Origin of the sequence: Lentibacillus sp. JNUCC-1 (assembly GCF_009741735.1) — a bacterium.
Taxonomy (GTDB): Bacteria; Bacillota; Bacilli; order Bacillales; family Amphibacillaceae; genus Lentibacillus_B.
Map to the genome: position 1 here is coordinate 404123 of NZ_WHOH01000003.1, position 15846 is coordinate 419968.

The window sequence follows — 15846 nt, forward strand, 5'->3', positions numbered from 1 at the left end:
AGGATAGAATGATCGCGGAAAAGTTGATTGAAAAGATGTTAATCGGCGGAAAATGGACACGTAAATCTGAAACAATTGACGTCTATAACCCGGAAACAAATGAAGTCATCGGTACCATACCGAAAAGCACACGCGAAGATATGGAAAAGGCCATTCAAAAGGCAAAAGAAGCCAAAGAGAAAAATGGTGTATTACCGGTTCACGAGCGGATTGAAATTTTACAAAAAGCGGCTGGCTTAGTTAGAGATCGGAGCGAATCGTTTGCAGAGATCATAGCGTTGGAAGGAAGCAAAACCATCACAGAAGCGCGTGGTGAGGTAGGCCGGACTGCAAGCATTTTACAAATGAGTGCCGAAGAAGCAAGGCGAATCAATGGGGAAACGATTGCTTTCGACCAAGTGCCAGGAAGTGAGAACAGAGAAGGGTACTATAAGTATGAACCAGTTGGGATCATTGGTGCGATCACTGCTTTTAACGATCCTCTCAATCTCGTCGCCCATAAAGTAGGCCCGGGATTAGCGGCTGGCAACCATATGATTGTGAAACCGACATCCGAAACCCCGTTTAGTGCGCTTCATTTGGCAGAAGTTCTTCTGGAAGCAGGGCTGCCATCAGGTATGCTATCTGTTGTTACAGGAAGCGGAAGTGAACTGGGTGAGCCGCTTGTGAACGCCCCTGATATCGGAATGATCGTATTTACCGGCGGCCTGGAAACAGGGGAACACATCGCCGATCAAGGCGGAATTACGAAATTGCAAATGGAACTGGGCTCCAATTCGCCTGTGATTGTGGCAAAGGACGCAAAGTTAGAAAATGCTGTCGCAAGCAGTGTTGGTGGCGCATTTGGAGCGGCTGGACAAAATTGTCTTGGGGTTCAGCGTATTTACGTTCATGAAGATATGTTTGAAGACTATACCAAACAATTTGTTGAACAGACAAAAAAGCTGAAGATGGGCGCGAAAATGTCTGAAGACACGGATATAGGCCCGATGATCAGTGAGGATGCAGCAAAACGGATTGACTCATGGGTGAAAGAAGCGAAAGAACGCGGAGCAAAAATCCATTGTGGGGGTGAACGCGATGGTGCATACTATGCCCCAACCGTATTAACCAATGTACCGACGGGATGTAAAGTGGTGCATGAAGAAGCTTTTGGCCCGGTTGTCTCCTTGTTCCCTGTAGCGGATTTTGAGGAGGCGATTGAGAGAGCGAATGCGGTGAATTACGGTCTTCAGGCCGAGGTGTTCACCCAGGATATTGACAAAGCGCATGAAGCCATTAACAAATTGGTCGTCGGCGGCGTAATGATTAACGACAGCAGCGATTACCGCATTGACGCCATGCCTTTTGGCGGCCGTAAAGGTTCCGGAATTGGCCGCGAAGGCATTCAATATGCGGTGGAATCTATGTCCGAGAAAAAAGTGGTTTGTTTTAATCTGGCAAAATAAATGGGTGAGCGGACGATTTAACTATAGGTGAGGAGGTATTGAAGTACGATGGCACTTAATAACAACAGTTCTACCCAAGATATGGATATCATTAAAGAGCGTGAATCACAAGTACGGAGTTACAGCCGTAACTTTCCCGCTGTTTTGCAGAAATCCAAAGGCTATAAAATATGGGACAAAGAAGGCAATGAGTATATTGACTTCTTTGCAGGTGCTGGCGTTTTAAACTATGGGCATAATAATGACAAAATCAAGCAAGCGGTCGTTGATTACTTTGAAAACGATTATATCGTGCATAGTTTAGATATGTTTACAGAACCCCGAGCGAATTTCCTGCAAAAATTTAATGAAACGATCCTGAAACCGAGAGGCCTGGATTATAAAGCCATGTTTGCAGGGCCTACAGGAACAGACGCAGTGGAAGGCGCTTTAAAACTTGCTCGTAAAGCAACTGGCCGGACAACCATTATGGGCTTCACGAATGGATTTCACGGTGTGACGTTAGGCGCGCTCGCGGCCACTGGAAACGTCGGAAAGCGACAGGCTGCGGGAGTTCCCCTTTCAAATACAGTGTCGATGCCCTTTGACGATTACTTGCCTACGCAAGAGTCTTTAGATTTGGTTGAACGCTATATCAAAGAGGGGGGAACAGGTGTCGAACGTCCCGCTGCGATGATTTTTGAAACGGTTCAAGGTGAAGGCGGTATTCACGCCGCAAGTATGGAGTGGATTAAAGGCATCGCGGATATTGCGAAAAAATATGATATTCTGCTGATCGTTGATGATATCCAAGCAGGCAATGGCCGTACCGGGACATTTTTCAGTTTCGAACCAGCGGGCATTAATCCGGATATCGTCACCGTCTCTAAATCCATTGGCGGCTATGGTATGCCGCTGTCCTTCACCCTTTTCAAAGAAGAATTGGATATTTGGGAACCGGGTGAGCATAACGGGACTTTCCGCGGATTCAACTCCGCGTTCATTGCAGCAACAGAAGCTCTATCCTATTGGGAGAATGATGATTTAGCCAATCAAGTGAAGGAAAATGGCAATTGATTTCCGACTTTACGAAAAAAGTAGAAAAAGCGTATCCGGCACTACAAGCAGAAGCCCGTGGACGCGGCATGTTCCAAGGGGTAGCCTGTGGTTTAGACGGAGCGGCTGAGGAAATTATTAAAGAGTGCTTCAAGCGCGGACTCGTGATGGAAACATCAGGACCAAATGATGAAGTATTTGAGTTCCTTGCCCCGTTGATCATTGATCAGTAAGGACTGGAAAAAGGCTTTGCCATCATCGAAGAGAGTATACAAACGGTTTTAGCAAAACATTAAAGTTCGGATAAAACATCGGGACGGTGCTTGTGCTTCCTTTTTATGGCGTGGAAGCAGCAGGGCCGTCCCGTTGTTTAGTCTGTTGCTCCCGTATGGAAAGGAAATTTACTTGGATCAGTTATGTATCTTTGCTGCTTAGCTTCATACCAGTAATTCTTTCCTATTTAATAGCTGAAGGCATTATAGGGCTCAATTATTTCACCTATGTGCTTCCATTAACTGTTATACTATCTTTGATTATATCAATTATTTCACTGAGGAAAAAAGCTGAAAAATAGTTGATATCCGCAGTTGCCTTGATTGTAACAATCTGGGGCGATCTTCTTGTACTTGCAGGTTTTATTGTTTCCGATATGGTGCAGCCTACTTAAATGATCGCTACATAATCGTATTCCGGAATCTGTCTAGATTGTTGATTAACTTAATGGGGGGAGCATATGCTGAATAAAGTTAAGATACCGATGATTATGATCTTATTGCTGATTGTCATTATTGTCGTTGGAGATGATGAGACAAGACACTTTTTAAAAGAAAGCGCTAAAAGGATGCTGAAACGTCCGACAAGAGAAGTGTAATAATACTTTTATGACGTGGCATGGGGGCGGTTCTCGTGCTTCCTCTTTAAAGTGTGGAAGCCTTAGGACCACTTCTTCAAATCAGGCCATTACCTGGAAGAATCTATTTGAAGGGAGGTTACAAAATGCTGATTACGAAAGCTCTTTTAAGAGGCGGGATCCCACTCGTTATTATGAGCGGTATTGCTTTCTCATTATATCTTCAAGGTAAATATTCCGATGCTAAAGGAACATTTATGGCAAGTCTAATCGCCTTTTTTGTTGGGGCAGCAACAGTTATTTATAATATCGATGATTGGAGTTTTATGAAGCAAAGTGGTGTTCATTTTTTAATCATGTTAATGACAGTTTATCCAGTACTATTGCTAAGTGGCTGGTTTGAAATTTCTTCTGCAATGGACGCTTTTAAGATTCTTCTACTTTTTGTTTCAGTGGGTTTAGTTATATGGCTTGTAATGTATACATTAGCTAAGGTTTTTTCTTGGTAAATTGAAAACACGGGTAAGGTGCTCATGCCGTTATCGTTGGATAGAAGTCGTCCTTGCCTGGATAGAATGTGTTCTTCGTGATAGAAGGGGTTCTTGCTTTGATAGAGAGGAATTCTCGTGTGATAGAAAAGGCTCTTGCTTTGATAGAAAGGGGTTCTCGTTAGATAGAAGACATTATTCCCTCCTCATCAAACCTTTCCAATATGATTGCCCATTTTGCGTTTATTAATCCGCTTATCGGATGAGAAAATTCAATATACATTGAGGAAGGACTTGGTTATAATCAAGGGGATGATGGGGATTTGAATGAAAATTCTGCTGTGAACAGTTTTATATTTTCAGGGGTCGTACAGGATTATTCATCAGGTCACTAAAGCTGAATGCGGCTCCAGGTGAGGTGGAAGAAACAAAAGGGGAGGATGGCATGGACACGAAATGGGTTGCTGAAAGATTTAACGACTTTGCTGCTTTAGAATGTGAAGGTTCTAGCAAGCTGTATAAAACCTTATCAGAACAAATTGCAGAGGATCATGATGTATTGAAGCTTTGTTTACATGTCAGGACAGGTCAACCGATTCCGAACCTGCTCTTAGGAGCGGTACATTATTTGCTGCTCAAAGGTGCAGACCATGAGCTTAAAGCGTTCTATCCAAGTATCGTAAATGAGGTGAAGAGGACAGATAACCCTTTTCCTCTATTTAAAGATTTTTGTATTGAAAACGCTGAAAGCATCATTAGGCTGCTTGAAAACAGGCTAGTCCAGACAAATGAAGTACGTCGATGCACTTACCTCTTTCCGATATTTTGTTACATATACCAACAAACCAATAAGCCCCTTTCACTCATTGAAATTGGTACAAGCGCCGGGTTACAGCTGTTATGGGATCAATATGCATACTCCTATGACCATGTTCAAATCTATGGAAATCGTGAATCGCCTGTACATTTGAGGTCTCAAGTACGTGAAGGGGGCATACCTCAAAATGTTTTATCCGTAAATCCTCAAGTACATGATCGACTCGGCATCGATCTGCATATTAGTGACCTTACCAATGAAGAAGACTACTTATAGCTAAAAGCATTGATATGGCCAGAGCATAAAGAACGGCTGGAAACCTTTGAGAGTGCGGTTAAGCAATTGCGATTAACTCCACCTAAGCTCATTGAAGGGGACGGTGTGGCATTACTTTCCGAGATAGCAAAAGATATTCCAAAAGATACAACAATATGTATCTTTTACACGCATGTAGCCAATCAAATGCCGAGCGAGGTGAAGCGTGAATTAATGAGTAAAGTTAATGAAATAGGAACAAAAAGAGATGTCTTTCACATTTACAATAATATGGATGATCAAAAGCTTCATGTTGATTCTATTATTAATGGGGCGGCGAGGACAAACACAGTTGGTGAGACAGATGGTCATGCCCGGTGGTTTGATTGGAATTTACCTGAAAACGTCCGAATGTGACTGAATAAGTGAAATGGGGAATTTGATTATGTGGAAAAAGATAGAGTGCCTTGCGATTTATGCAAAGGACATTGGGGAAGCGGTGAAGTTCTATCAATCGTTAGGTTTAACGAAGGCGTGGGAAACGTATCAAGACAATGAAAAACAGTGGAGTCTTGTAGGGATGAGATTCCCCGATGGTGATTCCGAATTGGTATTGAAAAACAATCCGGAATTAAATTTTGCTGAAACAGAAATTGTTGTTGAAGATGTTAAGGCGACTTATGAAACATTAAAATCCAATCCTGAAGTTGAGTGGATTAGAACCCCATTTCCTAATTCATTAGGTGGCCACGTTGCAGTAATGAAAGCTCCGGATGACAATGTATTTGTGTTAGTTGGAAAATGACTTGGTAACGTTTTGTAAAACGCGGTTACAGAATTGAATTGTGCCTGTTGTGCCTGGATTGGGGCGTATTGTTTTGATAGCACAGCGTTGTCGTTGGATAGAACTCGTTCTTCCTTGGATAGAATGTGTTCTTCCTTTGATAGAATGCATTCTCCGTCTGATAGAAACCGTTCTTCCTTTGATAGACAGGAATTCTCGTGGGATAGAAGAGGTTCTTGCTTTGATAGAAGACATTCTTCGTTTGATAGGCGCAAATGCTCCCGCTGGAAAGCGCACGAGGAAGGGCCTTTACGAAACATGAGGACAAGTCCTGTGCTTCCTCTTTATAGTTAAGGAAGCATCGGATCCCTTCCCATGCTTCTCTGGTGTTTTGCTCACGTATGTGTCGGAGTTGCTCCCGTTCTAAGACGCTTTGCTCACGTAAGTGTCGGAGTTGCTCCCGTTCTGAGGCGCTTTGCTCGCGTATGTGTCGGAGTTGCTCCCGTTCAGGGCGCATTGCTCACGAAAGTGTCGGAGTCGCTCCCGTTCTGCGGTGTTTTGCTCACGTAAGTGTCGTAGTTGCTCTCGTTCTGAGGCGCTTTGCTCACGTATGTGTCGGAGTCGCTCCCGTTCAGGGGCGCTTTGCTCGCGTAAGTGTCGGAGTTGCTCTCGTTCTGAGTCGCTTTGCTCACGTAAGTGTCAGAGTTGCTCCCGTTCAGGGGCGCATTGCTCGCGTAAGTGTCAAAGTTGCTCTCGTTCTGAGGCGCATTGCTCCCGTATGTGTCGGAGGAAAGCGCACGAGGACGGTCATCATGCTTCCTTTCCCAGCATGAAACCGTCCTCGTTCTGCACCTTAATTAGACACTTCACGATCGTTATGCGAATAGACAACCATTCTTGGTGATGGGATGTCAATGCCTTGTTCGAATAAGTGTTCTTTGACTTCTTTCCGGATGGCCCTGGCACCGGCCCATTGCATGACGGGAAAGGTTTCGGCGCGAATGCGCAATACATAATTAGACAGCTCAAGCGCCTGCAAGCCGTTGATTTCGGGTTCTCCGATAAACATGTCGTATTTTTTCGGCAGTGTGGTTAAGATGTTACTGACTATTTTCTCGATGTTCAGTATATCTGTTTCATATGGGACATTGACTTCAACCATTGCAAAGCCATTACTTGCGGAATAATTGGTTACGATATCAATTTGGCCGTTGGGAATGACATAGTTCTGACCATAGAAACTTCTTAATTTCGTGCTGCGGAGCCCGATCATCTCGACATCCCCTTCGATCCCGCTCGTTTCAATATAATCGCCTACTGAAAACTGATCCTCGAAGATAATAAAGAAGCCTGCGATGATGTCTTTAACCAGGCTCTGGGCCCCAAAACCGATTGCAAGCCCAGCAACCCCGGCACCGGCAAGCATTGTTTTTATGGGAACGTTGAAGGTGTCCAGAACCATCATGGTCGCGATAAACATGATGAGATAGGACAGAATGTTTTTTGATAAACTTTTTAGCGTCTGTTCCCGCCGGTTCGTTGTCAGCTTGATCCGCGTTTTTTTCTTGTCTTTGAAAATGGTATCGATGACTTTATTTCCTAAGTGTTTGAAAACGAGAGCAAGGATGATGATGGTGGCGATTCTCACGAGTGTTTTGCCTATTGAAATCCATAATGTGCCACCTGTGATATATTCATATAATGAGTAGAGAACATCCGTAAGAAAATTCATATTGCGCCTCCTAATTGCATAATGACATTCTAGATATGTTGGCGGGCGGATGCGATTCAGAGTACATATGCTGTCACATTTTCAATTTATTGCCGCCTTCTAAAGGGTATACACACATATCAGCTGCTATGTATTACAAAACCGATCTCACACATCCTCTTCCCTAAACCTTACCACTTCAAGACGAAGAGAGGTAGTTAAACGAAAAAATAGGTTGGCAGTTCTTTTCTTTTCCCCATAAAGTGGTGTCAGAATTAGCCTTGAATATATTTAGGTGTATCTTTTTCAAATGAGATGTGTTACACTAAGAATAACTTAATTGTTCGTGCTAGGAATACAAGATTTTAGCTATAACATAACAACTTATATCATCGTCTTGAATTATTGAAATGAGCAATCAAAGTAATAAACGTGCACAATGCACAACGGAGGAATTACACATGAACACAGGTACAGTAAAATGGTTTAACGCAGACAAAGGTTTCGGTTTCATTGAAGTTGAAGGTGGAGACGACGTATTCGTACACTTCTCAGCTATTCAAGACGAAGGTTTCAAAACTTTAGACGAAGGCCAGCAAGTTACTTTCGACATCGAAGAAGGTAACCGCGGACCACAAGCCGTTAACGTCGTTAAATAATAATGCATAGTAAAAAGCCCTTCTATTATAGAAGGGCTTTTTTTTGAGTCCTGAAACATGAGAAACGTTATAATGTTTCTTCCTTTGATTTTCTTAAGATGTTGGTGCAAGCCGTTGCCACATGCCATTCTCCATGTTTATCAATGCCCTTTTTCTATACTCCCATTAAATAATTTAATTAAACCATTGAAATTAAATCCCTTTTGCTGTAATGTAACGATAACAATTCTGCAGGTTATCTAATTTCAGCAGAAAAAGGGATGTTTTTTTATAAGTGGAGGGTTGAAGAAATGACGGTGAAAAACATGGCAGCTCTATATGGAAGAAGTTTTTTAACATTGAAGGATTTTTCCCAGGAGGAAATTTGTGAACTGGTTGATTTCGCTAAAGCCCTAAAGGATATGAAAAAAGCAGGGAAACCACACCGTTATCTGGAAGGACAAAATATTGCGTTGCTGTTTGACAAACCCTCGACACGTACGCGTTCTGCATTCACGGCAGCTTGTGTGGACCTGGGCGCACATCCCGAGCATTTGGGAAAAGGGGATATTCAATTCGGCAAAAAGGAGTCTGTACGAGATACGGCAACTGTTCTGGGAAGGATTTTTGACGGCATCCAGTATCGCGGCTTTGAGCACCGGACGATCGAAACTCTAGCCGCCAATGCCAATGTTCCAGTCTGGAATGGCTTGACAGACATCTACCATCCGACCCAGGTGTTGGCTGACTTTCTCACCATCGAGGAGAATATCGGACACTTAAAAACCCGTCGTCTTGTTTACGTTGGAGATGGGCGGAATAACATGGCTACAAGTCTGTTAATCGGCTGTGCCAAATTGGGGATGGACATCCGGATTTGTGCGCCTGGCCCGCTTCAGCCGGATGAAGAAATTTTGGCCTACGCAAACCGTATCGCGGATGAATCCGGCGGGCGTGTCATGGTTACAGCAGATGTTGCTAGCGCTGTAAAAGGTGTTGATGTCATTTATACCGATGTATGGGTATCGATGGGGGAAGAAGAACAGCTGGAAGAACGCATTAATTTATTAAGACCTTACCAAGTGAATTGGGCTATGCTGGATGCGACCGGAAATCAGGATGTGCTGTTTCTGCACTGTCTCCCTGCTCACCACGACCTCGAAACGGAAGTCGGAAAAATTGTCTATGAAAAATATGGATTGACCGAAATGGAAGTCACGGATGACGTGTTCCACAGTTCCCATTCTGTTGTGTTTGACCAGGCGGAGAATCGATTACATACGATCAAGGCGCTCATGGCTGCTACAAACGGAGATTTTTCTGGCGGCTAAGTGGTACTCAAGCAGTTAATAATGTTAAATAGTAAAAGAGGTTGGGACAAAACAATTTTAATGGTGAAAACACAAATAATAGCTTAGAGCTTTGGGCCCCGCTCCGGGAAAACACTACGCTTTCCGTGGGCGCTGCTGAGCCTCCTCGCGCTACCGCGCTCCGGGGTCTCATCGAGGCTTTTCCTCCCACTGGAGTCTCCGTGTTTTCCCTCCGCTAAATCATAATAACTCGAACAATTACCTGTAATAAGATAGAATTGTTCGGGTTTTTTATTTATGTATATTACTTTTGTCTCAACCTCTTTTTGAAATTACGGGTCATGCATCCTTTTAATAGTACGCAACAACTAACACGTGCTCTTCGTTGGATAGAAGTCGTTCTTCGTTTGATAGAATGCGTTCCTCCTTGGATAGATGCTGTGCTTGCTCTGATAGAATGGTCTGTTCGTTTGATAAAACGCATTCTTCGTCTGATACGAGCCGTTCTTACTTGGATCGAAAACATTTTTCCTTTGACAGACGAACTTGCCCTCTTATCAAAAATATGGGGACGGCTCCCATGCTTCCTTTTAGAGTCTTGGAAGCATGAAGGCCGTCCCCGCATGTTTTAGTTACTGTCCTTATGCGATGGGCTGTTGGCTGAAATGGATACGGTCATCACGGTATGACTTGAACCACCTTCAACTGTTGCGTTAAATACGTTTTCCAAACCGGCAAACACCTGGGAAGCGTCACCTTCTAATTTCGTGGCGTAGTGGGCATGGGACACGGTGACATACTCTTTCATGGCTTCAATTTGCTGGTAAATGGCATCCATGTAATTGCCACCACCGAGAGGGTAGAGGGAAAACTTAGCTGCGACGTATTGTTTCCAGTCCCTGACCTTTTCTTCATTTAATGGGACCTCATCCACTTCAAGATAAACGTCTCCTTCAGAATCTCCCGGACACCCGACCGAATAGGTCGCTTGGAATGCAACATGTTTCCCGGTCTTTGCAGCATGCATGAATAAAGCCTTGGTTACATCGAAAATGTGAACTGATTTTCCGCGAACGGTTGTCGAGACATCATCTGTTTCGAGCCAGACTTTGGAAGTGTCCACTTCTTTCAATGCCCCCATTATAATGTCAACAAAATCATCACTCATCGGATGAATGGAAAAACTCGCACCTACAATGTTACTCACACCACAATTTTGATCTGTCATAACAATTCCTCCTAAACATTATTTTTTCACCAGTTAGACGGGAAAGCGGAACGCCGTCTAACTGTGGATCGTCTGAATAATTTTCCTTTTCCATTGAAGAAATTCTTCGGAAAGCAAGAGCTCTTCATCTCTCGGTCTTGCAAACGGTACTTTTACAATGTCTTTAATTTCCGCGGGATTGACGGATAATATGATGATTTTGTCTGATAGAAACAATGCCTCGTCGATACTATGGGTAATGAACAAAATCGATTGATCATATTCTCCCCAAATGGACAACAGCCATTTTTGCATGTCTGTCCGCGTGAACTCATCAAGTGCCGAAAAAGGTTCGTCTAGACACATGAGAGATTGGGGGCTTAACAAGGCACGGATGAAGGCGACGCGCTGCTTCATGCCGCCGGATAATTCGTGCGGATAGGCATGAATGACATCGCCAAGTCCTGCTCTTTCTAACATGGCAGCGGCACGGTCTGGGTCTTTTTTTCCTTGTAATTCTTGTCCCAGTAATACATTGTCTAAAATTGTGCGCCATGGGAAGAGGGAAGCCTGCTGCGGCATATAACTGATAAAACCGCTTTTATTTGTAATTTGGTCACCGTTCAAATAAACATCGCCGGAATCTGGTGTTAAGAGCCCGCCAATCAGACTGAACAGCGTACTTTTACCACTTCCAGATGGCCCAATTAACGATACGAACTCCCCATCCGCCACATGCAGCGAAATATCATGCAACACCTGCTTATCTCCAAATGACTTACTCACATGACGTAACTCAAGCATTTATGCATTTTCTCCCTTCTGCTGCCACCGGATGAAAAACTTCTCCAGCAATAAAATAAGTCCAAAGAAGGCCAAGCTGATAATCATCGCCACGATAATGGCCACAAACACGCGAGATGTCCGGAAAGAAGAGGCTGCGAGTGTCATAAACACACCGATGCCTTTCTGGGCGCCGAGCCATTCCGATACAACCGCCGCCATGACACTATATGTGCCTGCGATTTTAAGTCCGGAAAATATGGCTGGAATGGCATGCGGCAGTTCCAATTTCCAAAACAACTGAGCTTTATTGGCGCCCATCATTTTCATATAATGGACCAGCTCACGATTGGTTTGGGTAAACCCGCCCAATGCAGATACGGCAATCGGAAAAAAGCATGCCAATGTAATGATGATCAGCTTTGGCAATGGATTAAATCCAAACCAGATGACGAGTAATGGTGCAAGTACAATAATGGGCATATTCTGAGATAAAATGATAAACGGAAAGAATGTCTCCCGCACCCTGGGCATCAAATGCAATACGGTCGCAACCCCTAAACCAACTGTTGTGCCGATCAGGAAACCTGCCACAGATAATTGGACTGTGGACCCTACGTGCGGCATGAATACAGGTATAACACTTTTAGCTTCCATCACAATATCAGATGGCGCCGGAAGCAGCCATTTCTCAATTGCAAACAAGCGCGTTGCTGCTTCCCATAACCCAATGAATAGGAGAATCGCTATAAGCGGCCGCCATACTTTTCCCAGCCAATTTGTCGTCATCGGGATCTCTCCGTTAACTTTTGCGAAAGAACGCGGGCTGCGCTTAACTTTGACATATCATCACTCCTGCATGTTGTTCTATAAATCTATTTTTCTGGTAAAAATTCATTCGTGAATGCCTGCTCCACATCAACAGGCTCATCAATAATGTCATTGTCTAATAGAAAGTCAGCAAACTTCTGCCATCTGTCCTGTTCTTGTATCCCAAACCGTTCGGCATCATCTTTGTACCTAGGTGATAACCACTCTTGACTGTGCTTCACAAGTTCGGGATCAAGATCCGGCACACGATCAATTAAGATCTCGGCCGCTTCTTCTGGATTGTCAATCGCAAATTCATAACCTTTTACGGCCGCATGTGTAAAGGCTTTGACCGTTTCAGGGTCAGAAGCAATCATCTCTTCGTTCGTCGCAATTATCGGTGTATAAAAATCAAGCTTATCGGAGTAATCAGCAAGGTAGACCATGTTCAAATCGACACCTCTGAGCTCTGCTTCAATGCCCGTCCAGCCGTAATAAACGAGTGAGAAATCCACATCCCGTTCAACCGCTACGAAAAAGTCGGAGTCGCCAGTTGTGATGTAATCGACCTCTTCCACATCGGCATTGTCATTCTTCATCAAAGCTGTCATCATTGCTTTTTCAAGGTCAGATCCATTTGCACCAAACTTTTTACCTTCAAAGTCTTCAGGTGAAGTAATGTCTTTGTCTGCAGGTGATGCATAACCAGCTGTATTGTGTTGTAACACGGCAGTGATTGACACCACCGGAAGCCCTTCTGAGCGCGCCTGAGTCAACCCTTCCTGATAGCTGATCCCAAAGTCAGCTTTCTCCGCCGCCAGCAATTGGTTCACACCTGCTTCTCCAGGGAGGAGGATCTCAACATCCAGACCTTGTTCTTCAAAATATCCTTTTTCCTTTGCAACATATATGCCAGTGTGATTGGTATTCGGTGTCCAATCCAGCGCAAATTTAACCGGTGTTAAATCAGAATTATCCGTGCCATCGTTTCCTGTATTTTCTGCCTGACCGGTGTTTTGACCACAGCCAGCCATGAAAATGAACAATCCAATTAGTACGACCCTAAACAGGTTCTTCAACGTCATTCCTCCAGTAAACTTTTACATGAAGGTGTCCTTTAAATGATCAGCAGCATGGCGCCGGGAATGTAGAGTGGCGTGGTATCTATTCCTGTAAAGGAGAGAGCTCTCCTACTGATTCGGTTTCATTCTATCTTTTAGTCCGCCATGAAATATGAACAATAAAAAATGCGCTAAGGTTAAGGACCTTTAGCGCACAGGTATCTCATTTATGCAAATATAAATGACAAAATGAAATGTTCCCTACGCTGGTGCCAACCAGATCAGGTTCAAAGGGTCCGTATTTCAAGAATACGGTCTCAGCTAGCATGACTAGCACCCCCACATAAAAGTATGTAGTTTTTTGTGTAATGCATTACAAACGCAAGTATGTCATATGTACGGTTAAGTTGCAAATTTTTGAAGTGGAGGGCGTGGGAGCGGCGGAATCAGACATGTGTTTCTTCTTAAATACATCCCTTGCAACATCAATATTTCACATCATATGTAGTATAATAAGCATAAGATTCATTTGAATATTTCCTCGAGGAGGCGTTCAGAATGAGGAAGATTGAAGGTCAAATGGCAAAAGTAATGAAGGAAATCATCTCTGACGGTGACCCAGTTGTTGAAATTGAAGGTAAGAAATATTACCTTTCTTTAATTGAAAAGCCGGAATCCACGGTTACAGAAGATGTAGAAGCTGACCCAGAATTAAAAGAAAAATTGCTTCAAGCCAAAATGGATATTTTGCATAGTAATACCTACACAACAGAGGAAGTAGTTGAAATGATTAATCAGGGAGAACTTTAAATGAGGTTGGAATGGACTGACCAAGCATTAGAGGCTTTTCGAAATATACGCAGCCAACATTATACCCAGACTGAGACTGCAGAATATAAAAAACGCTTGCCAGAAATATTCAGGAAAAAATCACTTTACTTGGTGTAAGTACTTTAGTAGAAGAAAAGGAATGGAAAGGCAGTTACAAAATCATTATTGATAAGATTGTTGTCTATTATTCATTCTCAGAAAAACAGAACGTGTGTTATATAGAGTACTTCAGGCATTCTAGCCAGCATAAATAATCCATAATAACTGGATGCAAACCGCATCCTTTTTATTTTATCAAAAATAAACGAGAAAACGCCAAGCGCCGTAAAACGCGGGGACGATTCTCATGCTTTTTTGGGAACGGGAGGGGCGGTTGGGAGAAATACCATGGATAAGGATTTGTTAATTTTGACAACGAAAGCTATGGTGAATCGTATGATATAACAGGAATTGAAATTTTCAAACCAGCCAGATACGTGAGTAACTGATGATTTATTATAAAGAGGTGTTTTATGAGAAAGCTCCTTGTATCGTTGCTAATAATGATGTTATTTAGTGTTTCGCTCACAGGATGTGGTGAACCCCACACGGAAGGTATTGTGATAGAGGCAGATCAGAACTCAGTTTTGGTAGCTGGGAATCTTTCTACAGATCGGTACAAGGAATTGAAGCGTGAATCAGCTTCAGATGGGGATATATTCGAAGCGGTGAAACAGGAAGTACGTGACACAGGAGGAGCTATTGATTTAGTTGATTTCACGTATGAAGATGCCAACCAATTTGCAGCTGGTGATGAAGTTATCGTCTGGATTAAAGGCGGGATAGCAGAATCATTTCCCGGACAAGGCGATGCTCGAAAAATTTCATTGAATGAGTAAAGCGTTATGAGATGGTTTTTTGTATGGTAAATTATGTTAAAACTATGTTAGTTCAAAAGAAGCAGCGGATATTTTGATTTTTTAGCTTTAGCCTTATATTTCCTGGAAGCAGTTCCATTAGCGGGGTATGTGGCTCATAAGTTGGTCGAACAGACGAATTGAATGATGTTTTGTAAGCGGTCTATTTAATGGGGTGGCAAAATTATTGGGTTTACGAAGGGGGATAAAATGAATAAATTTAAAGCATCAAAAAGCAATGTGACGCATATAAGTACTAATATCTTTGCCTTGTTATTAATTGTTTTAGGAATTAATACGCTAAGGTATGGCACTTATCTTTTAGAGGGCTCTGCAGGTGTTTATAATTGGGTGCTTTTTGTTTTCAACTTGTTCTCTTTGATTTTGATTGTGATTTTGAAGGTTAATGGGCGGATAAAAATATTTGGTCCGGACGGGAAGTAATTAAAGACAGCCGCTGTGATCGGGCAGTTTTTTGAACAGGACCGGGTTGCTTGGATAGAACGCGCTTTTCGTTGGATAGAAGGTGTTCTTGCTTGGATAGAACGCGTTCTTCGTTTGATAGAGCTTGTTCTTCCTTTGATAGACTAGAATCTTCGTTGGATAGACAGGGGTCTTGCTCGGATAGAAGACACTCTTCGTTTGATAGATGTATTTGCTCCTGATCGGAAAAGTAATCATTTCAGGCAGTTCCATCATATAACACAATTCGTTCCAAAAAGGAGGACTTTCACATGTCATTCACGACAATTTTAGTCTATTTAACATTGGCGAGCTTGTTATTTACCATTAATGATGTGAATAAAGTTAAAAAAGAAAACGAGAAGCTTAGAAAAGATGTTGAGGCATTAAAAAAACAGGTTGAATAAAAAATATTTTAACCCATTAGCTGAATACGCCAGCTAAATTTAAAGGGGATTGG

The 15846-nt window shown here is 42.9% G+C and carries 17 protein-coding genes, 2 pseudogenes and 1 riboswitch; of the genes and pseudogenes, 13 read left to right on the top strand and 6 right to left on the bottom strand.

From position 1 onward, the window contains the following. Positions 1-8: 8 nt before the first annotated feature. The 7 genes and pseudogenes from JNUCC1_RS12455 (at position 9) to JNUCC1_RS12480 (ending at position 5698) form a co-directional block, all read left to right on the top strand. Positions 9-1448: an aldehyde dehydrogenase family protein gene (locus JNUCC1_RS12455; RefSeq protein ID WP_156645787.1), complete on the top strand. Its 1440-nt coding sequence runs from the start codon at positions 9-11 to the stop codon at positions 1446-1448. Positions 1449-1496: 48 nt separating this feature from the next. Further along, a pseudogene (gene ectB / locus JNUCC1_RS12460) lies at positions 1497-2716 on the top strand (diaminobutyrate--2-oxoglutarate transaminase). Between the two features lie 155 nt (positions 2717-2871). Then, complete coding sequence (locus tag JNUCC1_RS18295; RefSeq protein WP_197431733.1) at positions 2872-3057, top strand: hypothetical protein; 186 nt, start codon at positions 2872-2874, stop codon at positions 3055-3057. A 159-nt stretch (positions 3058-3216) separates the two neighbouring features. Beyond that, positions 3217-3354, top strand: a complete 138-nt coding sequence (locus JNUCC1_RS12465; RefSeq protein WP_156645788.1) for a hypothetical protein — start codon at positions 3217-3219, stop codon at positions 3352-3354. A 125-nt stretch (positions 3355-3479) separates the two neighbouring features. After that, positions 3480-3842: a DUF3021 family protein gene (locus JNUCC1_RS12470; protein ID WP_231784208.1), complete on the top strand. Its 363-nt coding sequence runs from the start codon at positions 3480-3482 to the stop codon at positions 3840-3842. Positions 3843-4266: 424 nt separating this feature from the next. Further along, positions 4267-5310: pseudogene (locus JNUCC1_RS12475) on the top strand (DUF2332 domain-containing protein). Positions 5311-5338: 28 nt separating this feature from the next. After that, on the top strand, positions 5339-5698 hold the full coding sequence (locus JNUCC1_RS12480) for a VOC family protein (RefSeq protein WP_156645789.1): 360 nt from the start codon (positions 5339-5341) through the stop codon (positions 5696-5698). A gap of 832 nt (positions 5699-6530) precedes the next feature. Here JNUCC1_RS12480 and JNUCC1_RS12485 read toward each other — a convergent pair. Beyond that, positions 6531-7409, bottom strand: a complete 879-nt coding sequence (locus JNUCC1_RS12485; RefSeq protein ID WP_156645790.1) for a mechanosensitive ion channel family protein — start codon at positions 7407-7409, stop codon at positions 6531-6533. A 440-nt stretch (positions 7410-7849) separates the two neighbouring features. Between JNUCC1_RS12485 and JNUCC1_RS12490 the strand changes: the two genes are divergently transcribed. Beyond that, a complete protein-coding gene (locus JNUCC1_RS12490; protein WP_156645791.1) occupies positions 7850-8047 on the top strand; it encodes a cold-shock protein in 198 nt (65 codons plus the stop codon). Positions 8048-8337: 290 nt separating this feature from the next. Then, positions 8338-9357, top strand: coding sequence for an ornithine carbamoyltransferase (gene argF, locus JNUCC1_RS12495; RefSeq protein WP_231784209.1), 1020 nt, complete (start codon positions 8338-8340; stop codon positions 9355-9357). 607 nt (positions 9358-9964) lie between these two features. Here the strand turns inward: argF and JNUCC1_RS12500 are convergent. The 4 genes from JNUCC1_RS12500 to JNUCC1_RS12515 all read right to left on the bottom strand — a co-directional run bounded on the left by JNUCC1_RS12500 (position 9965) and on the right by JNUCC1_RS12515 (position 13221). Continuing rightward, the gene (locus JNUCC1_RS12500) at positions 9965-10564 is read right to left on the bottom strand and encodes a YkoF family thiamine/hydroxymethylpyrimidine-binding protein (protein WP_156645792.1); all 600 of its coding nucleotides are present in this window, start codon (positions 10562-10564) and stop codon (positions 9965-9967) included. Between the two features lie 57 nt (positions 10565-10621). Next, positions 10622-11347, bottom strand: coding sequence for an ABC transporter ATP-binding protein (locus tag JNUCC1_RS12505; protein ID WP_156645793.1), 726 nt, complete (start codon positions 11345-11347; stop codon positions 10622-10624). Beyond that, positions 11348-12115 carry an ABC transporter permease gene (locus JNUCC1_RS12510; protein WP_156645794.1) on the bottom strand — a complete coding sequence of 256 codons (768 nt, stop codon included), beginning with the start codon at positions 12113-12115 and terminating at the stop codon, positions 11348-11350. It abuts the gene before it with no gap. A gap of 86 nt (positions 12116-12201) precedes the next feature. Further along, entirely contained in the window at positions 12202-13221 is a 1020-nt protein-coding gene (locus tag JNUCC1_RS12515) for an ABC transporter substrate-binding protein (protein WP_442915475.1), read from the bottom strand. A gap of 217 nt (positions 13222-13438) precedes the next feature. Continuing rightward, positions 13439-13548, bottom strand: a riboswitch (TPP riboswitch). Positions 13549-13755: 207 nt separating this feature from the next. Between JNUCC1_RS12515 and JNUCC1_RS12520 the strand changes: the two genes are divergently transcribed. From JNUCC1_RS12520 to JNUCC1_RS12530, 3 genes are all read left to right on the top strand, one after another. Beyond that, a complete protein-coding gene (locus JNUCC1_RS12520; RefSeq protein WP_156645795.1) occupies positions 13756-14007 on the top strand; it encodes a hypothetical protein in 252 nt (83 codons plus the stop codon). Between the two features lie 563 nt (positions 14008-14570). Then, positions 14571-14906: a DUF3221 domain-containing protein gene (locus JNUCC1_RS12525; RefSeq protein ID WP_197431734.1), complete on the top strand. Its 336-nt coding sequence runs from the start codon at positions 14571-14573 to the stop codon at positions 14904-14906. Positions 14907-15134: 228 nt separating this feature from the next. Further along, positions 15135-15368, top strand: coding sequence for a hypothetical protein (locus tag JNUCC1_RS12530; protein ID WP_156645797.1), 234 nt, complete (start codon positions 15135-15137; stop codon positions 15366-15368). Here JNUCC1_RS12530 and JNUCC1_RS12535 read toward each other — a convergent pair whose 3' ends face one another. Further along, positions 15369-15623, bottom strand: a complete 255-nt coding sequence (locus tag JNUCC1_RS12535; RefSeq protein ID WP_156645798.1) for a hypothetical protein — start codon at positions 15621-15623, stop codon at positions 15369-15371. Positions 15624-15658: 35 nt separating this feature from the next. On the opposite strand from JNUCC1_RS12535, the gene JNUCC1_RS19070 reads away from it, so the two are divergent. Next, entirely contained in the window at positions 15659-15793 is a 135-nt protein-coding gene (locus JNUCC1_RS19070) for a hypothetical protein (protein ID WP_269448173.1), read from the top strand. Positions 15794-15846: the final 53 nt, after the last annotated feature.